General features: G+C 66.4%; 23 protein-coding genes, 1 tRNA gene and 2 pseudogenes. 15 read left to right on the top strand and 11 right to left on the bottom strand.

Features of this window, described 5'->3' with window-relative positions; all coding sequences use genetic code 11:
• The first annotated feature begins 27 nt into the window (after positions 1-27).
• Entirely contained in the window at positions 28-1,155 is a 1,128-nt protein-coding gene (locus tag ABIE00_RS23355) for an L-talarate/galactarate dehydratase (RefSeq protein WP_354262999.1), read from the top strand.
• Positions 1,156-1,165: 10 nt separating this feature from the next.
• A pseudogene (locus tag ABIE00_RS23360) lies at positions 1,166-1,849 on the top strand (FadR/GntR family transcriptional regulator); the annotation flags it as partial.
• A 41-nt stretch (positions 1,850-1,890) separates the two neighbouring features.
• Here the strand turns inward: ABIE00_RS23360 and ABIE00_RS23365 are convergent.
• A complete protein-coding gene (locus tag ABIE00_RS23365; protein WP_354263498.1) occupies positions 1,891-2,826 on the bottom strand; it encodes a LysR substrate-binding domain-containing protein in 936 nt (311 codons plus the stop codon).
• A gap of 139 nt (positions 2,827-2,965) precedes the next feature.
• Here ABIE00_RS23365 and ABIE00_RS23370 point away from each other — a divergent pair, with 139 nt between their 5' ends.
• Together ABIE00_RS23370 and ABIE00_RS23375 are read left to right on the top strand one after the other, a co-directional pair.
• Positions 2,966-4,267, top strand: coding sequence for a glucarate dehydratase family protein (locus tag ABIE00_RS23370; RefSeq protein WP_354263000.1), 1,302 nt, complete (start codon positions 2,966-2,968; stop codon positions 4,265-4,267).
• Between the two features lie 32 nt (positions 4,268-4,299).
• The gene (locus ABIE00_RS23375; protein WP_354263001.1) at positions 4,300-5,301 is read left to right on the top strand and encodes a 2-hydroxyacid dehydrogenase; all 1,002 of its coding nucleotides are present in this window, start codon (positions 4,300-4,302) and stop codon (positions 5,299-5,301) included.
• A gap of 109 nt (positions 5,302-5,410) precedes the next feature.
• Here the strand turns inward: ABIE00_RS23375 and ABIE00_RS23380 are convergent, their stop codons facing one another.
• The 5 genes and pseudogenes from ABIE00_RS23380 to ABIE00_RS23400 all read right to left on the bottom strand — a co-directional run.
• On the bottom strand, positions 5,411-6,436 hold the full coding sequence (locus ABIE00_RS23380) for an ABC transporter ATP-binding protein (RefSeq protein WP_354263002.1): 1,026 nt from the start codon (positions 6,434-6,436) through the stop codon (positions 5,411-5,413).
• Positions 6,429-7,535 carry an ABC transporter ATP-binding protein gene (locus tag ABIE00_RS23385; protein WP_354263003.1) on the bottom strand — a complete coding sequence of 369 codons (1,107 nt, stop codon included), beginning with the start codon at positions 7,533-7,535 and terminating at the stop codon, positions 6,429-6,431. The genes ABIE00_RS23380 and ABIE00_RS23385 overlap by 8 nt, the downstream gene beginning before the upstream one ends.
• Positions 7,532-8,530 (bottom strand): ABC transporter permease, encoded by a 999-nt coding sequence (locus ABIE00_RS23390; protein WP_354263004.1) that lies wholly within the window; start codon positions 8,528-8,530, stop codon positions 7,532-7,534. The genes ABIE00_RS23385 and ABIE00_RS23390 overlap by 4 nt, the downstream gene beginning before the upstream one ends.
• A gap of 8 nt (positions 8,531-8,538) precedes the next feature.
• Positions 8,539-8,820: an ABC transporter permease subunit gene (locus tag ABIE00_RS23395; RefSeq protein ID WP_354263006.1), complete on the bottom strand. Its 282-nt coding sequence runs from the start codon at positions 8,818-8,820 to the stop codon at positions 8,539-8,541.
• Positions 8,821-8,908: 88 nt separating this feature from the next.
• A pseudogene (locus ABIE00_RS23400) lies at positions 8,909-9,385 on the bottom strand (ABC transporter permease); the annotation flags it as partial.
• Here ABIE00_RS23400 and ABIE00_RS23405 point away from each other — a divergent pair.
• On the top strand, positions 9,318-9,461 hold the full coding sequence (locus ABIE00_RS23405; protein ID WP_354263528.1) for a hypothetical protein: 144 nt from the start codon (positions 9,318-9,320) through the stop codon (positions 9,459-9,461). The pseudogene ABIE00_RS23400 and the gene ABIE00_RS23405 overlap by 68 nt on opposite strands.
• 36 nt (positions 9,462-9,497) lie before the next feature.
• Here the strand turns inward: ABIE00_RS23405 and ABIE00_RS23410 are convergent, their stop codons facing one another.
• The gene (locus ABIE00_RS23410) at positions 9,498-11,057 is read right to left on the bottom strand and encodes an ABC transporter substrate-binding protein (RefSeq protein ID WP_354263007.1); all 1,560 of its coding nucleotides are present in this window, start codon (positions 11,055-11,057) and stop codon (positions 9,498-9,500) included.
• A gap of 98 nt (positions 11,058-11,155) precedes the next feature.
• Positions 11,156-11,323 carry a hypothetical protein gene (locus ABIE00_RS23415; protein ID WP_354263008.1) on the bottom strand — a complete coding sequence of 56 codons (168 nt, stop codon included), beginning with the start codon at positions 11,321-11,323 and terminating at the stop codon, positions 11,156-11,158.
• A gap of 44 nt (positions 11,324-11,367) precedes the next feature.
• Between ABIE00_RS23415 and ABIE00_RS23420 the strand changes: the two genes are divergently transcribed.
• The 3 genes from ABIE00_RS23420 to ABIE00_RS23430 all read left to right on the top strand — a co-directional run bounded on the left by ABIE00_RS23420 (position 11,368) and on the right by ABIE00_RS23430 (position 14,885).
• The gene (locus tag ABIE00_RS23420; protein WP_354263009.1) at positions 11,368-12,318 is read left to right on the top strand and encodes a 2-hydroxyacid dehydrogenase; all 951 of its coding nucleotides are present in this window, start codon (positions 11,368-11,370) and stop codon (positions 12,316-12,318) included.
• 165 nt (positions 12,319-12,483) lie between these two features.
• A complete protein-coding gene (locus ABIE00_RS23425; protein ID WP_354263010.1) occupies positions 12,484-13,839 on the top strand; it encodes an MFS transporter in 1,356 nt (451 codons plus the stop codon).
• A gap of 251 nt (positions 13,840-14,090) precedes the next feature.
• Positions 14,091-14,885: a hypothetical protein gene (locus tag ABIE00_RS23430; protein ID WP_354263011.1), complete on the top strand. Its 795-nt coding sequence runs from the start codon at positions 14,091-14,093 to the stop codon at positions 14,883-14,885.
• A gap of 82 nt (positions 14,886-14,967) precedes the next feature.
• Here ABIE00_RS23430 and ABIE00_RS23435 read toward each other — a convergent pair.
• Positions 14,968-15,050: transfer RNA gene (locus tag ABIE00_RS23435), tRNA-Leu, on the bottom strand.
• 392 nt (positions 15,051-15,442) lie between these two features.
• Here ABIE00_RS23435 and ABIE00_RS23440 point away from each other — a divergent pair.
• Genes ABIE00_RS23440 through pknB form a run of 7 tightly spaced genes read left to right on the top strand, consistent with a single transcriptional unit; the run spans position 15,443 to position 25,211 of the window.
• Positions 15,443-16,183 (top strand): FHA domain-containing protein, encoded by a 741-nt coding sequence (locus tag ABIE00_RS23440; protein WP_354263012.1) that lies wholly within the window; start codon positions 15,443-15,445, stop codon positions 16,181-16,183.
• Positions 16,180-16,662: an FHA domain-containing protein FhaB/FipA gene (locus ABIE00_RS23445; RefSeq protein ID WP_354263013.1), complete on the top strand. Its 483-nt coding sequence runs from the start codon at positions 16,180-16,182 to the stop codon at positions 16,660-16,662. The genes ABIE00_RS23440 and ABIE00_RS23445 overlap by 4 nt, the downstream gene beginning before the upstream one ends.
• Before the next feature lie 2 nt (positions 16,663-16,664).
• Positions 16,665-18,494 carry a PP2C family protein-serine/threonine phosphatase gene (locus ABIE00_RS23450; RefSeq protein WP_354263014.1) on the top strand — a complete coding sequence of 610 codons (1,830 nt, stop codon included), beginning with the start codon at positions 16,665-16,667 and terminating at the stop codon, positions 18,492-18,494.
• Positions 18,491-19,939 carry an FtsW/RodA/SpoVE family cell cycle protein gene (locus ABIE00_RS23455; protein ID WP_354263015.1) on the top strand — a complete coding sequence of 483 codons (1,449 nt, stop codon included), beginning with the start codon at positions 18,491-18,493 and terminating at the stop codon, positions 19,937-19,939. The genes ABIE00_RS23450 and ABIE00_RS23455 overlap by 4 nt, the downstream gene beginning before the upstream one ends.
• On the top strand, positions 19,936-21,390 hold the full coding sequence (locus ABIE00_RS23460; protein ID WP_331575218.1) for a peptidoglycan D,D-transpeptidase FtsI family protein: 1,455 nt from the start codon (positions 19,936-19,938) through the stop codon (positions 21,388-21,390). Before ABIE00_RS23455 ends, ABIE00_RS23460 begins: the two co-directional genes overlap by 4 nt.
• Positions 21,387-23,240: a protein kinase domain-containing protein gene (locus ABIE00_RS23465; protein ID WP_354263016.1), complete on the top strand. Its 1,854-nt coding sequence runs from the start codon at positions 21,387-21,389 to the stop codon at positions 23,238-23,240. Before ABIE00_RS23460 ends, ABIE00_RS23465 begins: the two co-directional genes overlap by 4 nt.
• 3 nt (positions 23,241-23,243) lie before the next feature.
• Positions 23,244-25,211 (top strand): Stk1 family PASTA domain-containing Ser/Thr kinase, encoded by a 1,968-nt coding sequence (gene pknB / locus ABIE00_RS23470; RefSeq protein WP_354263017.1) that lies wholly within the window; start codon positions 23,244-23,246, stop codon positions 25,209-25,211.
• A 62-nt stretch (positions 25,212-25,273) separates the two neighbouring features.
• Here pknB and ABIE00_RS23475 read toward each other — a convergent pair whose 3' ends face one another.
• Entirely contained in the window at positions 25,274-25,915 is a 642-nt protein-coding gene (locus tag ABIE00_RS23475) for an aminodeoxychorismate/anthranilate synthase component II (protein WP_354263018.1), read from the bottom strand.
• On the bottom strand, positions 25,912-26,082 hold the full coding sequence (locus ABIE00_RS23480) for a hypothetical protein (RefSeq protein WP_043418205.1): 171 nt from the start codon (positions 26,080-26,082) through the stop codon (positions 25,912-25,914). Before ABIE00_RS23480 ends, ABIE00_RS23475 begins: the two co-directional genes overlap by 4 nt.
• Positions 26,083-26,084 lie beyond the last annotated feature (2 nt).

Genomic DNA, 26,084 nt, shown 5'->3' on the forward strand with positions numbered 1-26,084 from the left:
GTTGCCCCTACTTCCCAAGGAGAACCAATGAGCACCGTCGATCTCATCCGGCACGTCAAGCTTTCCACCGCCCGCCTTCCGCTGGCCGTCCCGATCAGTGACGCGAAAGTGTTCACAGGCCGCCAGAAGCCCATGACCGAGGTTGTTTTCCTTTTCGCGGAGATCACCACGGAACAGGGCCACACCGGCCTCGGCTTCAGCTACTCCAAGCGCGCCGGCGGCCCCGCCCAGTACGCCCACGCCAAGGAAGTCGGCGAAGGCATCATCGGCGAGGACCCCAACGACATCGGCAAGCTCTACACCAAGCTGCTCTGGGCCGGCGCCTCCGTGGGCCGCTCGGGCGTCGCCACCCAGGCCCTCGCCGCCATCGACATCGCCCTGTACGACCTCAAGGCCAAGCGCGCCGGGCTGCCGCTGGCCAAGCTCCTGGGCTCCTACCGCGACTCCGTCCAGACCTACAACACCTCCGGAGGTTTCCTCAATGCCTCCCTCGACGAGGTGAAGGCCCGCGCCACACAGTCCGTCGAGGAAGGCATTGGCGGCATCAAGATCAAGGTGGGCCTCCCGGACACCAACGAGGACCTGCGCCGCGTGGCCGGCATCCGCGAACACATCGGCTGGGACGTGCCCCTCATGGTGGACGCCAACCAGCAGTGGGACCGCGCCGCGGCACTGCGCATGGGCCGCCTGCTCGAGGAATTCAACCTGATCTGGATCGAAGAGCCGCTGGACGCCTACGACTTCGAGGGCCACGCCCACCTCGCCCAGGTCCTGGACACCCCCATCGCCACCGGCGAAATGCTCGCCTCCGTGACCGAGCACAAGGGCCTCATCGCCGCCAACGGCTGCGACATCATCCAGCCCGACGCCCCGCGCGTCGGTGGCATCACCCAGTTCCTCCGCCTGGCGGCCCTCGCGGACGAACGCGGCCTGGGCCTGGCCCCGCACTTCGCGATGGAAATCCACCTGCACCTGGCCGCCGCCTACCCGCGCGAACCGTGGGTGGAGCACTTCGACTGGCTGGACCCGCTGTTCAACGAGCGCCTTGAAACCAAGGACGGCCGGATGATCGTTCCGGACCGCCCGGGCCTCGGCGTCAGCCTCAGCGATCAGGCCCGCGCATGGACCACCGAGACCGTGGAATTCGGCGCGTAACCTTGAATCCATGAGCCGGAACCTGACCGCGGACCTCGCCGCCGACCTTCGCACCCGCATCGTCGACGGCGTCATCCAGCCCGGTGAGAAGCTTCCGAGCGAAAACACCCTCATCGCCGAGTTCGGCGTCAGCCGGACAGTGGTCAGGTCCGCGCTAACGCGCCTCCAGGCCGAGGGCCTCGTGGAAACCGAACGCGGGCGGGGCAGCTTTGCGCTGACCCCGCCCCCGGCGGGTCCGGCGTCGGGCCAGCCCGCCAGGGCTGTGGTCACCGCCGAGGATCGGCTGCACCTGCTGGAATTCCGGATCGGCGTCGAAACCGAAGCGGCAGCGCTGGCCGCCGGAAACCGGACGGAACGGCAACTGAACGCCCTGCGGCAGGCACTGGCGGACTTCACGGACAGCGTCGAACACCCGGCACACGCCATGAAGGCGGACTTTGAATTCCACAAAGCCGTCGCCGCAGCCTCGGGCAACCCCTTCTATACGGACTGCCTTGCCTCCCTGGGCCAGACGATGATCGCCATGCCGCGCACCCGGCTGATGACCGGCGTCGAGCATTATGCCCGGGACCACTTCGAACAGGTGGTGCATGAACACGGCTCCATTTTTGCCGCCATCGCGGACAGCGACGGTGCCGCGGCGTCCGCAGCGATGCGCAACCACCTGGCCAACTCGCGGCGCAGGCTCCGGGGCCGGGAGGGAATAGGCGCCCCGCATCGGGCCCCGCCAGCCGCTCAGTTCGCGGCGGCCACATCAGTTCCAGGCGTCTCGATCAGTTCCAGCAGCCTCAGAACCGCCGGGTTGGCCGTCTCCTCGTTCCACGCGAGCTCCAATTCCACCCGGTTCAGCTCCTGCACACCGTTCCGCCCGTCGATCTCATGGAATTCCACGCCCGCAGGGGCAAAGGCCATGGCCGAGGCGGGAACAAGAGTTACCCCCAAACCCGCCTGGACGAACGCCAACAGGGCCGGAACTTGGCTGGCGTATTGGGTGATGTTGGCATGTGCGCCGGCGCTGGCGAACAGCCGCAGCACCAGGTCGTGGAAATAGCGCGCCTCCTTGGTGGAGTACATGAGCAGCGGAAGCCTGTCCAGGAATCCAAGCGGCAGCGGCGCGCCGTTGCGCGGTGCCATCGTGCCCAACAGCGAACTCCCTTCCGGCAGCGCTACCACCAGGCGGTCCTGCATCAACGGCCGGGACACCACCCCCGGCCGGCCCACGATGGGGCGCAGCAGGCCGATATCCACGGTCCCTTTCACGAGCCCGTCCATCTGGTCCGTTGAAACGAGCTCCCGGAGCACAAACGAGACCCTCGGCATATTCTCCGCTGCACGGCGCAGCATCAGCGGCAGCGCACTGTGCCCCGCTATGGCCGTGTATCCGACGGTGATGGTTCCTGCCTGCCCGGACGAGACCCGCCGGACGTCAAGATCCGTCTTGATGCACATGTCCAGAATCTGGCGCGCCCTGGGCAGCAGCGTGGCTCCTGCGGCGGTGAGCTCCACCTTCCGGCTGGTCCGGCCGAAAAGCTGAGCGCCCAGCTTCTTCTCAAGCATCTGGATCTGGCGGCTCAACGGCGGCTGCGTCATGTTGAGCCGCTCCGCGGCAGCACCGAAGTGCAGTTCTTCAGCAACGGCCACAAACGCTTCTAACTGAGGCAGCGAAAACATCAATACCCTTACTGAATTGTCGAGTGCATAAATTAGCTTGGACTTGAATTGATAATTCACCTTATGGTCGTGAACAAAGCAGGTTTTATCAAGCCCACGGGCCCAAAACGTCCGGCCCAATCCAAAGGAGCACAGCGTAGTGAACCAGGCATACGACCCCGCCCAGCACCTCAACCAGACCCGGATCACTGGCGTCTCCATTACGCCGGTGGCTTTCAAGGACCCGCCGCTCCTCAACACCGTGGGCGTCCACGAGCCATTTGCCCTGCGGGCCATTGTTGAGGTCCGGACGGACGCCGGCGTCTCGGGCTTCGGAGAGACTTACGGCGATGCCGGCCACCTCGCACGCCTCCAGCTGGCAGCCTCTCTACTGCCCGGGACGGACGTGTTCAACATCAACACGCTGCTCAGCCGGATCGCCCAGGCGCTGGAGCAGGACACCGTTCAGGGCGGCCACGGCATGAGCGGCATGGTCACGGGTTCCAGCACCGCGGACCGCGTGCTGTCCCCGTTCGACGTCGCCGCTCTGGATATCCAGGGCAAGCTGCTGGGCAGGCCCGTCAGCGACCTCCTCGGCGGTGCCGTCCGCGAATCAGTGCAGTTCAGCGGCTACCTGTTCTACAAGTGGGCAGGTCACCCGGGCCAGCCAGAAGACAGTTGGGGCGCCGCCTTGGATCCCGAAGGGATCGTTCGGCAGGCCAGGGCCATGGTGGATAACTACGGCTTCAGCGCCCTCAAGCTGAAGGCCGGCGTCTTCCCGCCGGAAGAAGAGATCGCGGCCATCCACGCACTCCGGGCTGAGTTCCCCGACCTGCCGCTCCGCATCGACCCCAACGGCGCGTGGACAGTGGAGACCTCCATCCGGGTGGGCAAGGAACTGCACGGGGTCCTGGAATACCTCGAGGACCCCACGCCGGGCATTGAAGGCATGGCTGCCGTCCGCCGCGAGGTGGGCATGCCGCTGGCAACCAACATGTGCGTGGTCAGTTTCGCTGATGTGGCCCCTGCCGTGGCGGCCGGCGCCGTGGACGTCATCCTCTCGGACCACCATTTCTGGGGCGGCCTGCGCCGGAGCCAGTTCCTCGCGGGCATCACCGAGACCTTCGACCTGGGGCTGTCCATGCACTCCAACTCGCACCTGGGCATCAGCCTCGCCGCCATGGTCCATCTCGCGGCAGCCACCCCCAACCTCGACTACGCGTGCGACACCCACTGGCCGTGGAAGGACCTGTCCGAGGACGTCATCGCCGACGGCGTGTTCACCTTCATGGACGGCGGCGTGCAGGCGCCCACCGGTCCGGGGCTCGGAGTGGAAATCGACCGGGACGCCCTTGAACGCCTGCACCGCCAGTACCTCGACTGCGGGCTCACGAGCAGGGACGACACCGGCTACATGAAACGTCTCCACCCGTCCTACGAGCTCCAGAGCCCTCGGTGGTGATGGCAGGGGCAGGCTCACCGGCCCTGGAATCCTTGAGGATTGTCGTCACCGACCCCATCATCAGCCGCTTTGCTGACCGGTTAAAGGCCGACGGCGGCCCTCACCACTGGGACATGGCGGCGGCTTGGACCACGGAGCGCCGGCTTGACGCATTGGCGGGGGCCGACGTCGTCGTCTGTTCCTCCCTCAGCCTCACGGAGGCCGGGGCGGCTTCCAGGGTAAGGCTGGTCCACGTCACAGGCGCCGGCTACGACAAGATCCCATTCCCGCGGCTGGCGCCCCCGGTCCTGGTGGCCAACACCTTCCACCACGCGCGGCCCATAGCGGAGCATGTCCTCATGGTCACGCTGATGCTGTCGCGCAACGTCGCCACTGCAGAGCGAGCACTCCGCCGGGGAGAGTGGCGGACCATCGCCACCGACGCCGGCGTGCCCTTCCATCCCGTCCTTGCCGACCTGACGCTGGGGGTGGTGGGCCTGGGTTCCATCGGTGCCGAGGTGGCCCGAGTGGCCGGGTCGCTGGGCATGAAAGTCCGGGCTGTCCGGCGGAACCCGTCAGCTCCTCTTCCCGACGGCGTCCGGCTCGACTGGGTGGGCGGGAACCGGCAGCTCCATGAGCTGCTGGCCGCGTCCGACGTCGTGGTGGTCACGGTGCCGCTGGATGCCGGCACGAAGGGGATGATCGGGGCGGCTGAGCTGTCCGCCATGAAGGCCACGGGCCTGCTGATCAACGTGGCGCGCGGCCCGGTTGTTGACCAGGCGGCGTTGTACGCGGCGCTGAAGGACCGGCGCATCGCCGGAGCAGGCATCGACGTGTGGTGGGGGTCCCCCGCGGACGGCGTTGTTCCGCCGGCAGAGCTGCCCTTCGCCGAGCTGGAGAACGCGGTGCTCACACCGCACCATTCCGGGCACGCGCGCATGACGTTTGAACGCCGGGCAGCCGACATTGCCGCCAATATCGGCCGGCTCGCCCGCGGCGAGGACCTTGTGAACCTGGTGGCCCGGCCGGTCGCGCCAGAACGAGCTGCACAATAAGCACAAAGCTTCCCAGCGCTGATCCTCCGATCCGGAGGCGCAGCCGAAGCGATCAGGTTCGCCCTTACGGGCCGGGGCACCTCGCCCCGGCCCGCCAGCACCTGGCCGGTCAGTTTGCAGAGGCAGCGGCGCCGGTGAGGCCCTTGAGGGTTTCGAGCGGGAAGTGGCACTCCGCGACGTGCCGCACGCCGTCCGGCCCAGCCAGAACTTGGGGTTCCGGCGATGCTTCAGCACAGATGTCCTGCGCCTTCCAGCACCTCGTCCGGAAGCGGCAGCCCGACGGCGGATCCAACGGCGAGGGCAGCTCACCTTTGAGGACGATCCTGTCCTGCCGGGTTCCGCTGACGTCCAGCTTCGGGGAGGCCGACATCAGTGCGGCGGTGTACGGATGCCTGGGGTGGTCAAAGACTTCATCGGTGGCGCCAGTTTCGATGATCCGCCCGAGATACATCACGGCCACCCGGTCCGCCACGTGCCGAACCACAGTCAGGTCGTGCGAGATGAAGATGTACGAAACTCCGAGTTTCTTCTGGAGCTCGTTGAGCAGGTTCAGAACCTGCGCCTGGACGGACAGGTCCAGGGCAGACACAGGCTCATCGAGGATGATGACGTCCGGATTCAGGGCCAACGCGCGGGCGATGCCAATCCGCTGGCGCTGTCCGCCGGAGAACTCCTGCGGCGACTTGCGGGCATCGGACGGACGCAGCCCCACCATGTGCAGCAGTTCGCGGACCCGGGCCTCGCGTTCCCTCGACGTCGGGTAGAGGCTGCGGTGTGTGGCCCACGGTTCGGCGATGATGTCGCCGGCGTTCATGCGGGCATTCAGGGAGGCGAACGGGTCCTGGAACACCATCTGCACCCGCCGCCGCCAGTTCAGCAGTTCCTTGCCGCGGAGCCCGAACGGATTGGTCCCCTCGAACGTCACGGTTCCTTCGTCGGGTGTTTCCAGCATCATCAGGGTCCGCGCCAGGGTGGACTTGCCGCAGCCGGACTCGCCGACCAGGCCGAGGGTTTCCCCGCGGCCCACCGTCAGGCTGACACCGTCCAGGGCCTTGAGCCGGGTGTTGCCGCTGGCGCTTTTGGCCACGTGGAATGTCTTGGTCAGGCCGTCAATGGCCAGAAGGGGCTCAGGCATTGGTGATCTCCTCGCTGAAGTGGCAGGCGGCGGTGCGGGGCGGCCTCGGCGCGCTGCCGGCAGGGACGTTCGCCGGGGTGCCGCTGTCGACTTTGCTGTTGACCGCCCGGAGGGCGGGACGCTCAGCCCGGCAGATGTCCTGCACCAGCGGGCAGCGTGACTGGTAGACGCAGCCGGCAGGGATATCGTGGAGCTCGGGCGGGCTGCCGGGAATGGACTTCAGCGGGGCGCCGCGCTCCAGGTGGACGGGCACCGATTCCAGCAGCCCCTTGGTATAGGGGTGCCGGGGGTCGGCGAAAACCTCGGACACCGGTCCGCTCTCCACGACGTTCCCGGCGTACATCACGGCCACGGAATCCGCTTCCTCCGCGACGACTGCGAGGTCATGCGTAATGAGGATGACGGCCATCTGGCCCTCTTCTCGGAGCGTCCGCAGCAGCTGCATGATCTGCGCCTGGACAGTGACATCCAGTGCGGTGGTGGGTTCATCGGCGATCAGCAGGCGGGGATTGAGGGCCACCGCCATCGCGATGAGAATGCGCTGGCGCATGCCGCCGGAGAACTGGTGCGGGTAGGAATTGACCCTTGATTCCGGCTCCGGGATGCCCACGCGCCGCATCAGGTCTATCGCTTCAACCCGCGCCTGCCTGGCATTCAGTCCGCGGTGGATTCGGAAGGCCTCGCCGAGCTGGGTTCCTACTGTATATACAGGGTTCAGCGCGGTCAGGGCGTCCTGGAAGACAATGCCCAGTCCCGGGCCGGCAAATTTGAGCCGTTCCCTGGGGCTGAGGGCGGCGAGGTCGGTCCCATTGAGGAGGATCTCGCCTTCGGCCAGGTCGCAGACGGGATCCATGATCCCGGCCAGTGCCTTCGCGGTCATGGACTTGCCGCAACCCGATTCGCCAAGCAGGGCCAGGGTTTCACCCGCGCGGGCTTCGAATCCCACGCTGTTCACGGCACGAACTGTTCCGCGGTGGGTGCGGATGTCCACGGCGAGATCGCGGACCTGCAGGACCACGTCGTGGGCGGTGGCCACACCGGCGGCGGAGCCTGCGGTACGGGAGCGTGTCACGGGAGCTTGTTCGGCAGCTGTTTTCACGGCTGGGCCTCCTTCACTGGGATGCGGGCGATCAGCCGCTTGCGGGGAAGAGCCAGGCGCCAGCGCTGTGCCGGATCGGTGGCGATCCGCAGCCACGCGGCGAGGACATTGGCGGCGATGGTGGTGACCACGATCGCGATGCCGGGGAAGATGGACAGCCACCACGCGGTCTGCAGGTACTGCCGGCCCTGGGAAACCATGAGGCCCCAGCTGACGTCCGGCGGCTGGATGCCGATGCCCAGGAAGCTCAGCGACGACTCGGCGAGCATCACGTAGCAGAATTCGAGGGTGGCCAGCGTGAGGAGGGTCGGCAGCACCACGGGGATGACGTGCCGGACGATGATCGCGCTGGGGTTGGCCCCGAATGTCCGGGCAGCATCCACGAACGTCCGGCTCTGGAGCTCCGCCGATTCCGCGCGGGCGGTGCGCAGGTAGATGGGAATGCGGGTGAGGGCCAGGATCAGGACGATGTTCGCGGCGCTGGGGCTGAAAACGTAAAGGACGACGACGGCGAGCAGCAGGGACGGGAAGCTCATGATGACGTCTGCGATGCGCATGGATACGTTCTCCCGCCAGCCGCGGTGGTAACCGGCCCAGACGCCCCACAGGGAGCCGATGACCAGGGCCACTGCCACGGCGGGCACAGCGACCGACATCGTGGTCCGGCTGGCCACCACCAGCCTGGCGAGCATGCTTCGGCCCAGCGAATCGCTGCCCAGGAAGTACTCCCAGCCGTGCGCAAAGGTGAACGGTGCCTTGTTGGCGAACAGCAGGTTCTGCTTGGTGGCCAGGTCACCCATCAGGGCTGGGCCGATGATGGCCGTCAGGCCGACGAAGACCAGGATCAGCGCCGACACGGCGGCGAAGCGGTCCTTGAGCAGGAGGCGGAACAGGCTCAGCTTTCCGTCCTGTTTGCTTTCCTTGGTCTCCGCCGGGGGTTGGGTGTCCGCCGGCAGCTGCTCGGCTGCCGCCCCCTCGGTGAGTGAACTCTGCATGGCTACTCCTAGGCCTTTACCGTGACGGGACGGACGCGCGCGTCCAGCAGCGCGTACCCCATGTCAATGAGGATGTTCAGGGCGAAGATCGCGACGGCGGTGAGCAGGACGGCTGCCTGCAGGACCGCAAAGTCGCGCTGCAGGATCGAATCGATCATGAGCTTTCCAATGCCGGGCCAGCCGAAGATGGTCTCCACCACGACGGCACCGTTGACCAGTCCAACGGTCAGGTCGCCGGCCACTGTCAGGGCCGGAGCTGCAGCGTTGCGCAGCGCGTGGTGCGTGACCACCCGGAGCTCGCCGGCGCCGCGGCTGCGGCGCCAGCTTGATGTAGGGCTCCGAGAGAGCCGACACCATGGAGCCGCGGACAATCTGGACCAGCACCCCGAACGGCCGCAGCAGCAGGGTGGCAATGGGCAGCACCCAGGCGCTGGCCCCCGACACACCTGATGTGGGCAGCCAGCCCAGGGTGATGGCGAATACCCAGATACCCACAATGGCCAGCCAGAAGTCCGGGATCGAAGCGGCAGCCATGGAGACGAAGCTTGAGATCCGGTCCGCAATGCCGTTCGGCTTCAGCGCGGCCCAGCACCCCACCGCAAGTGCCAGCAGCACGGCCAGCACCATGGTGGTGGCCGCGAGCTGCAGGGTGGCGGGGAAGGCACGCAGCGCCATGGCGGCCGCATCCTGCCCGGTGCGCAGTGATTGTCCGAAATCGAGCCGGAGCACCCCGCCGAAGTAGTCGGCCATCTGAACCAGCAGCGGCTGGTCCAGGCCGTTGCGTGCCGTGAAATCGTCGCGCATCTGCTGGGTGGCGTTCAGGGGCAGGTACAGGCTGGCCGGATTTCCCGTCATCCTGGCCAGGGCGAACACCCCCACGATCACCACCACCAGCGGCAGTGCGCTGGAGACAATCCGCTTCCTCAAGTAGATCAGCATGGCTGTCCTTCTCTCCCGGAAGTCCGGGCTAGCTTGCCGGGGTCATTTCCGAAACACGCAGCTCATCACCGCTGGACGAGTTGGGCGTGTAGTTCACAGACTTGGCCTTGCCGATGATGCCGGTCTGATGCGAGATGTGGGCGAACTGCACAACCTTGTCGTTCTGGTAGGCGAAGATCTCCTCGAAGTCCTTCTTCCGCTCGTCGCCGGATGCGGCATCGGCCTTCTTGATCAAGGCGTCAAACTCCGGGGTGCCGAAGTAGCTCTGGGCTCCGTTGGACAGCATGTACTGGTCCACGGTGAAGGCTGCATCGCCGGCCTGGTTGCCGTGCTGGGTCATCAGCGCCACGGCGCCTTCGTCCTTGGGGAAGGGACGGACCTGGTAGGTCAGGTGCTGGCTGGTTTCGAGCATCTTCAGCTTGACGTTGAGGCCGGCCTGGCCCAGCTGCTCCTGGAGGACCTGGCCCAGCTCGGTGATTTTGGGGAACTGGGCGCTGCGGACCACCAGCGAGATCTGCTTGGAGGTGTCCACGCCGTCCGCCTTTGCTTCGGCAACGAGGGACTTGGCCTTGTCCAGGTCGAACGGCCAGCCCTTCAGTGCGGAGTTGTGGCCCACGACGCCCTCGGGAACCAGCTGCGCCGCTACCTTGTGCTTGCCCTGGTAGAGGGAGTTGACGATTCCCTCCTTGTCGATGGCGTAGTTGATCGCCTGACGGACCCGGATGTCATTGAGCGGCGCCGCGTTGGCGTCCAGACGCAGGGCAACTGTCTCGTTGTTGGGGTAGTCGACGCCAAGGTCGCCGATGTTGTCGTCCGGGCTGAGCCCCATAGCAACGTCCGCCTCACCGCTGGTAACCATGGCCGCCCGCACAGAGCTTTCGGAACGCCACTGGTACTCGGCCTTGGCGTAGGCGGGCTTGTCCCCCCAGTAGCCGTCCCAGGTGGAGAGCGTGATCTTCTGGCCGGCGTCCCACTGCTCGATCTTGTAGGGGCCGGTGCCGATCGGCTCACGGACCTTCGCCGTGGTGCTGGTCGACGTCGGGACCACCTCGAGAAATGAAAGGCGCAGCGGAAGGATGGGATCAGGCTCGGGAGTGGTGACGGTCAGGGTGCTGGCATTCACGGCCTTCACTTTGAGGTCCGCGTCGCCAAAGACGTAGCCTTCCACGTTGCAGCCGAGCTTGGAGTTGACCGCCCTGTCGATGGTGAAGGCGGCCGCTTCGGCGTTGAAGGGGGTGCCGTCCTGGAACTTCACGCCTTCACGGAGCTTCAGCGTCCATTCCTTATCGCCGGTGGCCTTCCATTCGGTGGCGAGCTTCGGTTCGAGTTCGCCGGTCTTGGGGTTCCGTTCAATCAGCGGCTCGGTGACGTTCGAGCGCACCACAACGCCGGTGGAGGTCAGGTTCGACTCACAGGCCTCCAGGGTGGGCGGTTCCTGCCCCAGGACTACGCGCACTGTGTTCGAGGAGGGGGCTGCAGCGTCGGAATTGGCCACTGAGCAGCCGCTCAGGCCCAGCACCGCGACGGAGGCGAGGGCCGGCCATTTGAGCACTGCGGCGGGAAACGGGAGTTTTGAAGAAGACGTCATTGTATTTCCTCCGGATCGGGTGATTGCGGCAGCGGCTGGTCCTGCGCGAGTGGAACAAGGCATCAGGAGCAGGTGCTTGGGGCCGCGCTGGACTCAAGCTAATTGAGGTCCAGGGGCTCCACAAGGATTTTGCGGGGCGCCGCCGGGGCCTCGAGGATGGCCAGGCCAGTACCGGGCCCCTGTGACGGCCGCCACGCCACCCGCAAATCCGCGTGGTTCCGCGGGAGGAGGGAGACCGATACAGTCCGGGCATCGATTGATGCCATTTACATGTTGGACCCGTATGGATCGGAATCCTTAGGGTGCAGCTATGAAGAACATCGCCGTCCTGCAGGTCGGGCCCCTCATGCCAGCCGTCCAAGAATCCATCCGAGAGGACTACGACGCCGTCCGGCTCCCCGATGCCGGCACCGGGCGGGAGGAGTTCCTGCGGCTGCAAGGCGCGACGTTCGAAGTCGCCGTGACGTCGGGGAAGTTCGGCGTTGGAACGGACCTGATGCGCGCGTTGCCCAACCTGCGCGCCGTCATCAATTTCGGCGTCGGCTATGACACGACGGACGTTGCCCAGGCCACCGAGCGGGGCATTACCGTCAGCAACACCCCCGATGTCCTCAACGACTGCGTGGCGGATACCGCCGTCGCCCTTTACCTGGACGTGCTGCGCAAAATCAGCGCTGCGGACCGCTACGTCCGCCGCGGGGACTGGCTCAGCCGGGGCAATTTCCCGCTTGCCACCAAAGCCAGCGGGAAGAAAGTGGGCATCCTCGGGCTCGGCCGGATCGGGCGGGTCATCGCGCGCAGGCTGGAAGGCTTCGACTGCGACATCAGCTACCACAGCCGCACTGCCGTGGCCGGCGTCGCGTACCGTTATGCCGCCTCCCCCGTGGAGCTCGCCGCCGGCTGCGAAGTGCTGATCGTGGCCGCCGCCGGCGGGCCCGCCTCGGCACGCCTGGTGGACGCCGAGGTCATCGATGCGCTGGGACCCGACGGTTATCTGATCAACATCGCCCGGGGCTCCGTTGTGGATGAGGAAGCCCTCGTGGCTGCCCTGCTGGCAGGGCGCCTGGCTGGCGCAGGACTGGACGTTTTCGTGGAGGAGCCGAAGGTCCCGGAAGATCTGCTCAGCCTCGACAGCGTGGTCCTCCTGCCCCACCTGGGAAGCGGCTCCAACGAGACCAGGGCACAAATGGCCGAACTGACCCTTGCCAACCTGCGTTCCTACGTCACCACCGGTTCTGTCCTGACGGCGGTGCAGGCGTAGCTGCGGTGGACAGTAGTTCCCTGCGGGTATCACGCCATGCAATATGTGTGTTGGACGGGCATGAAGGGTGCTGCTTACAGTTAATAAGCGCTGTGGCGAGGACCACAACGGCCTGCCCCGTAGTCCCCAGCGTGATCTTGCTGCCCTATCAAAGAGGATTCCCCCATGCAGTCTGTAGACACCGCTGTCACGGATCTGGCTTCGGCCATGAAGAAGTTTTTCCGGCGCGTGCTGCCCGTCATGCTGGTCATGCTGGTGTGCAACCAGCTGAACCGGTCCAACATTGGCTACGCCCAGGACCATCTTCAGGCTGACGTCGGCATCGGTGCCGCGGCCTACGGCTTCGGCGCGGGGCTGTTCTTCATCGCCTACGCCATCTTCGAGCTTCCGAGCAACGTGATGATGGAAAAGTACGGCGCCAAGATCTGGCTGACCCGGATCATGGTCAGCTGGGGCATCGTGTCCTTCCTCATGGCCTTCGTCCAGAACGAGATGATGTTCTACGTGCTGCGGTTCCTGCTGGGAGCCGCGGAAGCCGGGTTCTTCCCGGCCGTCATCTTCTACTTCGCCCGCTGGGTGCCCGCCGGCCAGCGCGGCAGGGCAACCGCCGTCTTCATCGCCGGCTCCTCGGTGGCCGCCGCCCTGTCCGGTCCCATCGCCGGCCTGCTCCTGAGCCTGCACGACGTCCTGGGCCTGCGCGGCTGGCAGTGGCTGTTCGGGTTCGAAGGCGTGCTGTCCGTCATCGTCGGCATCATCGTGTTCTTCTTCCTGGACGCCAAGATCCAGGATGCCAAGTGGCTCACGGCCGGCGAGAAGTCGGCCCTCGCCGCAACAATCGACCAGGAGGACGCCCAGCACACCAAGGCCGACGGCGGCAAGGTCAACCGCTGGAAGATGCTCCTGAACCCGCAGATCCTGCTGCTGTGCGGCATCTACTTCTCGGTGCAGCTCTCCATCTACGCGAACACGTTCTGGCTGCCGACCATCGTCAAGCAGATCCCGGGCACCACGGACCTGAGCGTCGGCTTCCTCTCCTCCATCCCCTGGGTGTGCGCCGTCTTCGCCATGTACTTCGCCGCCAAGTGGCAGGACAAGGCAAGGTCCAAGCGCCCGCTGCTGGTCGCCGCGCTCCTCGTGGCCGCCGTCGGTACCCTCGCGGCAGCAGTCGCCACCCCGGTCCTTGCCCTGGTGTTCCTCGCCATCGCAGCCATGGGCTTCAAGAGCGCGTCGCCGCTGTTCTGGACCATCCCGCAGTCGGCCCTGCACCCGCTGGTCCTCGCCCCTGCCATCGCCATCATCAACTCCCTGGGGAACCTCGGCGGCTTCGTGGCACCGTTCGGATTCGGCATCATCAAGGAGCAGACCGGAAGCGTGGTGCCGGGACTGTTCGCCCTCGCCGCGGCGTCAACGGTGGCAGCCATCCTGGTGTACTTCCTCAAGGAGCGGAAGCCGGCGGGCGACGTAATCGGGAAAGCGTCCGCGCCGGGCACAACCCGGATGGAGCCGTCAACGGCGAAGTAGGCCATACACAGCCTTTGGGGCGGGTGTCGGTTTCCGGCACCCGCCCCGCGGCGCTTTTCCTGCGTGGCTGTGTGATTGTGCCGCCGGCGCTCTGGCATTGAAAGGACAAGCGTCGTACGCTCGGAGCAATCGCACGCGGCCGGGCGAAAGCCGAACGCTGCTCCCTGCGCTCCGGCCCCCGGCTGGGGCGATTTCCGGGATGGCCCGCGAAAACCCGCGGGCCAGCCGGCACAGGGAACGGGGATCCACTCATGCAACGAAGCATCGCGCCAATCTCCCTCGCCGCAGCAGCGGCCATTTTCCTCGCGGGCTGCGGCGGACCCGCCCCGTCAAGCACAGCAGAGCCGTCGAGCAGCACCTCCGCTTCCAGCGACGCGGCGCCTTCCAACGCTTCACCGGGAACAAGTACGACGGCGGAGCCATCCTCCGCGTCCGCCTCACCGACGTCGGCGGCGAAGGCCTACACCAACGAGGACCTCACGGCGATCGTTACAGGACTCAAGGACGCCCAGGGCCGGGCCCTCACCGTGGTTCCCGCCGCCCAGGTGGACCAGGGGCTCATCGTCGCCCGGGAACTGCTCAAGAACGCCGTCATCACACCGAAAGCCTGCGGGGTGTTGGCAGACAACAACACCCAGGTGCCCGAAGGGAGCACATACGCCGCGGGCGCAAGCCTCGCGGCGGAGGCCAAGACTGCCACGGTCGTGACGGTATTCGCGGTCAAGGATCCCGCCGTCATGACAACCCAGTTCGACAAGAGCGATGCAGCGGTCCGCGACTGCTCCACCTATACGTTCGAACTGAAGGGACAGAAAATCACGAGCGCCATGAAGCCGGTAGACGTAGCGGTGGAAGCGGACAAATCTGTGAGTGCGCTGCAGACCCAGACCCTCCCTAATGGCCAGCAACAGGCCGTCCTCACCGTTACGGGTGTTAAAGGCACGCTGGCGGCCACGGCCGTGAAGACGGGAGCCGCCGGAACCGTAACGGCAGGTGCGGCACCGGAACTCGCCAAGCTCGTCAACGCCGCCTTGGCTGCCGGATAACAGGGGATACCCCGCAGCCGGGATCAGCTGAAGAAAAAGAAAGAACCCCGGGAAATCATCGATTTCCCGGGGTTCTGATGCGTGCGCGAGGGGGGATTTGAACCCCCACGCCCTTTCGGACACTGGCACCTGAAGCCAGCGCGTCTGCCGTTCCGCCACTCGCGCGCAACTTCTTCCACTCAGCCCCACCGGAGTCCGGTTTGTACCTCGTAAAAGCAGCGAGATCAAGCATAACGGACATTCCCCGCAATTTCCTAATCGGGCCATCGCGGCCGCTTTTGGGCCTGGTTATCCCCGGCGCGGCAGCGGACAGGAAGACCCCCGAAGCCGCGGCGGGGCTACGATTCCCGCCTGTGACGGCGCCCACATTCGATGGTGGAACGTGAACGAATCGGGTTCCCGGCGCGTTGTGGATTAAGGTCTTTCGCAGACGTGGCAAGTAGTATCGGATACATAGGGGCCCGCTTCCGGCGGGCACAGTGTTTTGTTGTGACTGCGTTGCCAGAATGAGTTCCACGGGACGTGCTGTCCCTCAGCAGCAAGGAAAGGAGAAGACCATGGGTTTGCTGGACAAGGTCGAGCGCGGCATCGAAAAGGCCGTCCGCGGCGTCTTCTCCACCGGCTCCAAAGCCCAGGTTGAGCCCGTGGAAATCGCGAGCCGCCTCCGTCGCGAAGTGGACCACAAGGCCATCACGATCGCTGCGGGCCGCACCTTGGTACCGAACGTCTTCGACGTTCTCCTGAGTGACGAGGATTTCCAGCGCGCCCAGGAATGGGGGACGCCGCTGGCAGAGGAACTCTGCGACGTCGTCATCAACCACGTCCGCAGCCAGGGCTACATCCTCCAGGGCCCGGTCCGCATCTCGTTCCGGCGGGACGAATCCCACCGGGCCGGTGACTTCGAGATCACCTCAAAGACCGAGAAGTCCTCCGGTTCCGCACCGGCCGCCCCTCGGGCCAACGTGCCGGCAGCGCCAAGCCGCCAGCCGGTCCGGCTGCAGCCTGTCCTGGACATCGATGGCCAACGGTATTCACTCAATGCCCCCTCAGTCGTCCTGGGCCGTTCATCAGAGGCTGACATCCTGGTGGACGACACCGGAGTCTCCCGCCGGCACCTGGAAATCCAGACGCACAGCGGAACCACCACCGCCGTCGACCTTGGCTCCACCAACGGCAGCTACGTCAACGGACACAAAGTGGCCGGCAGCATGGAGCTCACCGACGGCTCCACCATCACGATGGGACGGACCAAAATCATCTTCCGCCTCCTGCCCGCCAACAATGGCGGCCGCCCATGAGCGAACTGACCATCACGGCCCTGCGCTTCGGTTTCCTGCTTCTACTCTGGGTCCTCATCTTCAGCATCGTTTCCGCCATGCGGCGGGACCTCATGATCGGCCGCAAGGCGGCCACCGGGGCCCCCACGGCACGCCAGGTGCGGAAGAATCCCGAACTCGCCGAACCGGCTCCCGCGCCGGTCAAGCAGCAGGCCCGCCAGTTGGTGGTCACCGAAGGCCCGCTCAAGGGCCGTTCTGTCCCGTTGGCTGCCAGCCCCATCCTGCTCGGCCGCGCACAGGAGGCCACGCTTGTCCTTGAGGATGATTACGCTTCCGGCAGGCACGCACGGCTCTTTCCACAGGGAAGCCGCTGGTTCATCGAGGACCTCGGCTCCACCAACGGCACCTACCTGGCCGACCAGCAGCTCACCAGGGCCCTGCCTGTGGACCTTGGTGTACCCGTGAGAATCGGCAAGACGGTCATTGAATTGAGGCCGTAGCCATGGCCGCTCCGGACATGCCGGCGGGCGAGGTTCCAGCCTCGCCCCGGCCCCTCATCCTGCGCTATGCGGCGCGCTCTGACGTCGGCCGCGTCCGCGCGAAGAACGACGACTCCGCCTACGTGGGCCGGCACCTGGCCGTCGTGGCGGACGGCATGGGCGGCCACGCCGGCGGCGATGTTGCTTCCGCCGCCACTGTCCTGGACATGATCCATCTGGACACCGACGACTATGACGACGACGCCGGCACCGTGCTGGCCGACGAGATCCAGACCGCCAACTCGCTGCTCTCGGAACTCGTCCATATCAATCCCAAGCTGGCGGGCATGGGCACCACCGTGACTGCCCTGCTGCTGGCCGAGGGCAAGCTGCATTTTGCCCACATTGGTGATTCCCGCGCCTACCGCCTGCGCAACGGTGAGTTCGAGCAGATCAGCGTGGACCACACATTCGTCCAGCGCCTCATCGACGAGGGGCGGCTGCGCCCCGAAGAAGCGGAAACCCATCCGCACAAGAACGTCCTGATGCGCGTTCTCGGTGACGTCGATGCCAGCCCCGAACTGGACCTCGCCACGATCGATGTGCAGCCCGGAGAGCGGTGGCTGCTCTGCTCCGACGGCCTGAACTACGTGGCCGGCCACGCCGTGGAGCGCACCGTGCGGGAAACCCCGGACCTCCGCGAATGCGTCGAGACCCTCGTCGACCTCACCCTGGAGGCGGGCGCTCCGGACAACGTGACCGTTGTCATGGTGGAAATCGTGGAGGAAACGCCCGACGACGTCAGTACCGCCGCCGTCGACATCGTGCCTGACGCCGGAGAACCGGATGCCATTACCGGGACGAAGGCTGCGGCCGCCGATGAACCTGCCGCCGCTCCTCCTGCCGGGCCCGCCGCGGCGGCACCGGGTGCCGTGCCAGCGGACGCGAAGCCGGACTCCGCACCACCTGCCACCCCGGCTCCTGCCGCCCCTGCTCCTGCTGCAGCCGAACCAGCCAGCGCAGGCGAGGGCGCCGCAGCCGAAGGTGCAGAGACGCCGTCCAACGAGCCGGCCACCAGCACCGACCCGCACCTGGGTGAGCATCTTTCGGCCGAGGTGCTGCGCGAGGAGCTTTCCTCGCGGCCGCACATACTCGTCGGCGCAGCCGTTGCTGCTGCCGAAACCGGTTCCATCCCCACCATCGCCGGCCGCACCGTCGCGCGCCGCGCGGCCACGGTCCTGACGCACAAGTCGGACCAGGCCCGCGAGGAGGGTGACGAGTTCGCGCCAGCCAGGCGTCCGCGCCGCTGGCTCACCCTGGGAATCGCGGGCGCCGCAATCCTGGTCCTCGCCGTCGGCCTTTGGCTCGGTTACGCCTGGACCCAGACGCGGTACTACATCGGCGAGTTCGACCAGCGGGTGGCCATCTTCAACGGGGTATCCCAGCGCCTCGGACCCATACAGCTTTCCACCCTGGAAGCGGTCACGGACATCAGGATGGACTCGCTGCCACAGTTCTCGCAGCAGCGCGTCCGCCAGACGGTCCCCGCGCGCGACCTCTATGATGCCCAGCGGATCGTCAAGAACCTGGAGCGCACGGGAAGCACCGCGCCGTCAGATGAGTGCCTGACGCCATCGCCCACGGCAACACCTTCGGCCACGGCGAAGGCCACGGGTACCGCGACGGCCAAGGCCACGGGTACCGCGACGGCCAAGGCCACCGCCACCCCGAAGCCGACATCCACGGCATCCCCGAAGGCGACCTCAGCCGCCAAACCGACTGCCTCGCCGACCGCAACAGCCGGAGCTGGAGCCGTACCCACCCCAACCGCAACCTGTGAGGGGGGCCAATGAGCCACGCCGACACCATGCCCAAACCCCGGCGCAACGTGGAACTGCTGTTGCTCGTGCTCGCCCTGTCGGTCAGCATCGGCGCCAACGCACTGATCAGCATCGATGAGCAAACGTCACTGGACACCGACTTCTGGTTCCAGTCCAGCCTGCTGGCCGTCGCATCCCTCGTGTTCCACGTTGTCCTCCGGCTCCGTGCTAAATATGCCGACCCAGTAATACTTCCGCTGGTGATTACCCTCAATGGCCTCGGCCTGGCGATGATCCACCGACTCGACGCCCCCGGCGAGGATACCGGCAACAACCAGCTGCGGTGGACCGTCATCGCCATGGCCGTTGCCATCGCCGTGATCTGGTTCCTCAAGGACCACCGCGTGCTGCGCCGCTTCACGTACATTTCCCTGGCTGCCAGCGCCCTGCTCCTGATCCTGCCGCTGGTTCCCGGCATTTCCGCGGGCGAAATCCTTGGCGCCCGGGTGTGGATCCGCCTCGGTCCGATGACGTTCCAGCCGGGCGAAGTCGCCAAGATCACCCTGGCCATATTCTTTGCCGGGTATCTTTCCTCGAACCGGGACCTCATCATGCTCGCGGGCCGCAAGATCGGCCCCATGCAGTTCCCCCGGTTCAAGGACATGGGACCCATGATCACCGCCTGGCTCGTGAGCATCGGTGTGCTCATCTTCCAGCGTGACCTCGGATCGTCAGTCCTGTTCTTCGGCCTGTTCATCGTGATGATCTATGTGGCCACCAGCCGCATCAGCTGGGTGGTCATCGGCCTCACCCTGATCCTCGGCGGCGGCTTCGTGGCGTCCAAGGTCTTCTCGCACGTCGCCCTCCGCATCGACAGCTGGCTCAATGCCTTCACCGAGGAAGTCTTCGGGCGTTCCCCCGGCGGGAGCGGCCAGATCGTGGAAGGCCTGTTCGGCATGGCCAGCGGCGGCCTCGTCGGCACCGGCCTCGGACAGGGCCGGCCAAACCTGGTCCCGTTCGCCAACAGCGACATGATCATCGCCTCCTTCGGCGAGGAACTTGGCCTGATCGGCCTGTTCGCCATCGTGATGATGTACCTGCTGCTCTTCACCCGCGGTTTCCGCGCGGCCCTCGGCACCCGCGACGCGTTCGGCAAACTCCTCGCCTGCGGCCTGTCCTTTGCGGTGGCCCTGCAGTGCTTTGTGGTGATCGGCGGCGTCACGCGGCTGATCCCGCTCACCGGCCTCACCACGCCGTTCCTGGCCGCGGGTGGCTCCTCACTGCTGGCCAACTGGATCATCGTGGGCCTGCTGCTGATGATCTCGCACACGGCCCGCGGCCCGGTGGACACCTCACCGATGCAGCCCGGCCGGACACCGGAGGCCCAGAATCCGGTGACCGCCACAGGAAGCCGGCAGGACCGCAACGCCACCCAGACTCTCCCAGATGCTCCCACCGAGGCGGTGAAACACCTGTGAACCAGGCCATTCGACATTCATGGATCGCCGCGATCGCCATGTTCGCCCTGATTTTCGGTGCGATCAGCTACGTCCAGGTGGTGGGCGCGGACGAGCTGAAGGCCAACCCGTGGAACCGGCGGGCCATCCTGCAAAACTACTGCAATGACCGCGGCGCGATCCTCGTGGGCGGCTCCGCCATCGCTGAATCCGTGCCGGGCAACGAGTCCTGCAAGTTCCAGCGCAAGTACAACCAGCCCGAGCTGTACGCCGGGCTGACCGGATACTTCTCCCGGAGCTACGGGGTCACCGGCCTCGAGGGCGCCATGGATGCCCAGCTGGCCGGAAGCTCGGACCAGCTGTTCTTCGACCGGATCGGGCAGCTCTTCCTGGGCAACCAGCCCAAGGGTGCGTCCGTCGAACTGACGATTGACCCCAAGATCCAGAAGCTGGCGTACGACCTCATCCCGGACGGCCAGCGGGGCTCGATCGTGGTGACCAATCCCAAGACGGGCAACATCCTGGCCATGGTCAGCAAGCCGTCCTACGATCCGAACCTCATCGCCACCCAGGACGTCGCCAAGGAGCAGGCTGCCTACAACGAGGCCATCAAGGTCCCGGGCATCAACCTGAACCCCTCGGTCAGCGGCCCCACCGGGGCCCTGCTGGCACCAGGCTCGGTTTTCAAGCTGGTGGACACGGCAGCGGCCCTGAACTCCGGCAAGTACAACGCCGACAGCGTGCTGCCCAACCCGGCGCAGATGAGCTTCCCGGGCATCCAGTACCAGCTGCCCAACTACGCCGGCGGCAACTGCTACACCCGGAGCACGGCCAGCTTCGCGTTCGCGCTGCAGCAGTCCTGCAACACGCCCTTCGCCAGCATCGCCCGCGACCTCGGCGAAAACGCGATAGCCCAGCAGGCCAGCAAGTTCGGCTTTGGCCAGGAACTGGGCGACCAGCTCAAGCTGGACTACGCCAAGAGCGTTTTCCCCTCGGATCTCGACGCAGCCGGACTGGCGCAGTCCGCCATCGGCCAGCGCGACGTCCGGGCGACACCGCTACAGATCGCACTGATGACCTCGGCCATTGCCAACGGCGGAGTGCAGATGGCACCGAATCTCATCAAGGCAGTCCGTTCCCCGGACCTCAGGGTCATCGACGAACCGAAGCCGGTGGCATTGCGGACCTCGACGACGCCGGAGATCGCCGGACAGATCACCGAATGGATGACCAGTGTGGTCAGCGAGGGCATCGCCTCGGGTGCCGGCGTTCCCGGCGTCCAGGTGGCCGGCAAGACCGGCACCGCCGAGCTCGGGAACGGCCTGAACAACTCTTGGTTTACCGGGTTTGCCCCGGCTAACGATCCGCAAGTGTCCGTCACCGTTGTCATGCAGGGCGTGGACATCACCACCGGTGCACAGCTAACCAGTCCGAACGCAAAGAAGATTTTTGAGGCGGTGTTGAATAAGTGAGGCCTACATCGGGAATCACCCTCGGCGGCAGATTCCAGTTGACCACGCGCATTGCGATCGGCGGCATGGGTGAAGTCTGGAAGGCCAAGGACCAGATCCTTGGCCGGATCGTGGCCATCAAGGTACTCAAAGAGGAGTACACGGGTGACCCCGGCTTCCTCCAGCGGTTCCGCGCTGAGGCCCGCCACACGGCCCTGCTTAACCACGTGGGCATCGCCAACGTCTTCGACTACGGCGAGGAGGAAGGCTCCGCCTACCTGGTGATGGAGCTGGTCCCCGGCCAGCCGTTGAGCAGCATCATCGAGCACGAGCAGGTCCTCTCACCGGACCGCACGCTGTCCATCATGGCGCAGACGGCCCGGGCCCTGTCCGTGGCCCACGCCCAGGGCCTGGTGCACCGTGACGTCAAGCCCGGAAACCTGCTGATCACCCCTGACGGGCGGGTCAAGGTCACCGACTTCGGCATCGCGCGCCTGGCAGACCAGGTGCCGCTGACCCAGACCGGCCAGGTCATGGGCACCGCCCAGTACCTCGCCCCCGAACAGGCCACCGGCCAGACGGCCACCGGTGCCTCGGACATCTACTCGCTCGGCGTGATCGGCTACGAGTGCCTCACCGGGCACCGGCCGTTCTCCGGCGAATCCCAGATCGCCATCGCCCTGGCGCAGGTCAACGACGCACCACCGCCGCTGCCGGAGTCGCTGCCCAAGCCGGTCCGTGCGCTGCTGATGTCCATGCTGGCCAAGGATCCGAAGAACCGTCCGGCGAACGCCATCAAGCTCGCCGAGGCGGCAGAGGCCATCCGCAACGGTGACATCTCCGCAGCCCATGCGGCCGTCCCCGGCATGCTTCTGTACGAAGGCGGCACGGGCGCCATGACGGCACCGGTGAATATTGCCACCGCGCCTACCGGCGTGATCGGTTCGGAGCAGACCTCGACGACTGCCACCTCGGCCCTGCCTGTGCTTGGCGCAGCGGCCGCTGGTGCTGCCGCCGGAGGGGCGGCGGCTGCTGCCGCCGGCAACCCGGATGCCGCCCCCACACGGGCGGGGAGCACGCTGTCGCGTGCCGATGCCCTGGCCGCCGAGCGCACCTGGGACCAGGAACCGGAACAGTACGACGACGAGCCAGAGGATGAGCCCGAGCGGCGGAAGCGCAGCCCGTGGACCTGGCCGCTGATTGCCCTGATCCTGCTGGTGCTGTTCGCCGTCGCCGGCATCCTGCTGAGCCAGGCGGGTTTCCTGTTCCCGGGCCAGGGCCCGGCCGCCACCACGTCGAGCACGCCCAGCCGCAGCATAAGCACCAGTGCCACGCCCACGCCTACGCCTACGCAGACGTCGGAAACCCCGACGCCGACCCCCACACCGACGCCGACGCAGTCCACTCCCGAGGCCATCAACGTGATTCCGGAGGCGTACCTCGGCAAGCAGTTCAGCGAGGTACGCAGCGAACTGATCGCGCTGGGCCTCAAGGTGGACGGCAAGGAAGTGTTCAACCCTGCCACTCCGGGCACGGTCACGGACCTCAACCCCTCGGGCCCGCTGCAGGCCGGTGACACCGTCAGGGTCACCTATTCCAAGGGCCCGGAACAGATCAAGGTTCCGGAGATCAGCACGGGCAGCACCGAAACCGAGGTCCAGTCAGCCATTGAAAAGGCCGGGTTGCGCTGGCAAAAGGGCGCCGACGAGGCTGGCGAGCCGGGCCAGGACCCCGGAACGCTTGTCCGGACCGAGCCCGACAGCGGCCGGGAGGTCGATGCGGGGTCGGTGGTGACCTACCACCTGTCCCAGGCCCTGATCCCCACACCCACGACCACGCCAACTCCAAGCGGCTCGCCGACTGGAAGGTAAGCCGTGACCACGCCACGAACTCCGTCACACCGGGAAGACAACATCCCGGTGACCAGTCAGCGCGTCCTGAACGGACGCTATGAACTCGGGGAACTCATCGGCCGCGGGGGCATGGCCGATGTGCACCGTGGCCTGGATACCCGGCTGGGCCGGACGGTCGCCATCAAGCTGCTCCGCCCCGACCTGGCCCGGGACCCCCAGTTCCAGGCCAGGTTCAAGCGCGAGGCCCAGGCCGTGGCAGCCCTGAACCACCCGTCGATCGTGGCCATCTACGACACCGGCGAGCACACTGTGCCAGGCGACGGGCCCGACCAGGTCCGGGTTCCCTACATTGTCATGGAGTTCGTGGCCGGCAAGACCCTCCGCGACCTGATCCGTGCCAGCGACATCACCATTGACCAGGCGGTGGAGTACACGCTGGGTGTCCTGTCCGCACTGGAATACAGCCACAAGGCCGGAATCGTGCACCGGGACATCAAGCCGGCGAACGTGATGTACTGCGAGAACGCGGACATGGTCAAGGTCATGGACTTCGGCATTGCCCGCGCGGTCGCCGACTCCTCCGCAACCATGACCCAGACGCAGGCGGTGGTGGGCACCGCCCAGTACCTGTCGCCGGAGCAGGCGCGCGGCGAGGCTGTGGATGCCCGCAGCGACCTGTACTCGGCCGGCTGCCTGCTGTACGAAACGCTGACCGGCCGCCCGCCTTTCGTGGGTGAAAGCCCCGTATCCGTGGCGTACCAGCATGTCCGGGAGAAGCCCGAACCGCCCAGCAACTTCAATCCGGACATCTCCGATGCACTCGACAGCGTGCTGGAAAAGGCACTGCAAAAGAACCGTGCTGACCGTTTCCAGGATGCCGCGGCCTTCCGCCGTGCCCTGCGGGCCGCGAAGAACGGAATCGCCGTTCCGGCGTTGTCGCCCAGCGAGGCGCCGACCGACCCCAATGACATCCCGGAGCCGCACCGCACGCCGCCCACGGAAGCATTCTCCATGACCGGGGCCAGCTTCCTCGACGACGCTCCCACGGGCCGGCTGCGCCGCTCCCGGGACGCCGATGATGACGAATCCGTGCTGCCGGCCGAGGCCGCAGCGGTCTACGAGACGGCCGAGCACGACGAGCTGCCGCTCGGACTGCCCCGCGAACGGGAGCGGTCCGGCCTGCAGAAGTCCCGCCGTCGGGCCTGGATCACGACATTCGTGATCTTTACCCTCCTGGTGCTGGCCGGCGGTGGCCTGTGGTTCTACAACTTCCTCAACCAGCGGCCAGCCGAACCGGCTCGGGTCGCGATTCCCTCGGTGGAGAAGCTCTCCGAATCCGAGGCGCTCCAGACGCTCTACGACGCCAAGCTGCGCCCGCAGATCAAGCGGGTGCAGCACGACTCGATCGCCAAGGGCACGGCCATCGGCACCGCGCCGCCGGCGGGGTCGTCGCTGGAACCGAACTCGGAAGTGGTCCTGAACATCTCGGCGGGCCCCAGCGCCGTCAAGATTCCGGAGACGCTGCCGGGACGGACGGAGGCGGCGGCCCGCGACATCCTGCGGCAGACCGGGCTGGTGGGCGCACCGTCCACCACCATGGCCAACAGCGCCACGGTTCCGGCGGGCCTGGTGATCACCACCAAGCCCGCCCCGGGCCAGCAGGTGGCGGTGGGGAGCACCGTCGAGCTCCTGGTTTCCACTGGCAAGGTGGCCATGCCTGAGCTTCGCGGCATGACCCGTGCCGAAGCCGAGGCGGCGCTCAAGGAACTCGGCCTGGTTGCCGTCATCCGTGAGGTGGAGAACTCCCAGGTGCAGCCCGGCAAGGTGACAGGCCAAAGCGATCCGCTGAACTCGCTGGTGGAGCAGGGCAAGGCCATCACCGTGACTGTCGCCACGGCCCCGGCCCCGGCTCCGGAGCCCACACCCACCCCGACGCCAACGCCAACGGCGACGGCGACGGCGACGCCGAGCCCCACCAAGGGCAAGTAGGCCCAGCGCCGACCCAGCCCTTGTGCCGGTTCGGGGGCTAATCAGTGCTGAATCGGGCTAGGTCAGTGCTGGATCAACGGGCTGAGCTTGGCGGCCCGCTCGGCTGCACCCTTCATGCCCAGCGACTCGAGCCAGTTGCCCAGCATCTGGTAGCCGCCCTCGGTCAGCACGGATTCGGGGTGGAACTGGACGCCGCACAGCGGCGCGGTGCGGTGCTGCAGCCCCATGATGACGCCGCTGGCGGTTTCCGCCGTGATCTCCAGGATCTCCGGGATCGTTGCCCGGACGGCGGCCAGGGAGTGGTAGCGAGTGGCCGTCACGGGGGAGGGCAGGCCGGCAAAAACGCTGGCCCCGTCGTGCTGGACCAGGGAGGTCTTGCCGTGCATCAGCTCGGGGGCGTGGGTCACGGTTCCGCCGTAGGCCTCCGCCAAGGCCTGGTGCCCAAGGCACACGCCGAACATCGGCTTTGTCTTCTCGCCGCACCACCGGATCAGCTCGATGCAGACGCCCGCCTCCGACGGCGAGCCGGGGCCGGGCGAGATGAGTACGCCGTCGCGCGTTTCTGCCATTTCGATCGCTTCGGCGAGGGTCACATCATCGTTGCGGACCACTGTGGTCTCGGCGCCCAGCTCCTGGAGGTAGCCCACCAGGGTATAGACGAAGCTGTCGTAGTTGTCCACGACGAGAATCTTTGCTGTGCTCATGGGTTTTTCGGCGCACCAATCGTTGAGTCGGTGAATTGGGTGAACTGGGACATCCAGGGAAAAAGGAACTCGACCATCAGGAACAGGGCACCGGCCACCAGCACCAGCGACGTGAGGACGCGGAGCCAGAGGGGGCCGGGGAGATGACGGAAAATCCAGCCGTACATGC

The organism is Arthrobacter sp. OAP107, from assembly GCF_040546765.1.
Classification (GTDB): Bacteria; Actinomycetota; Actinomycetes; order Actinomycetales; family Micrococcaceae; genus Arthrobacter.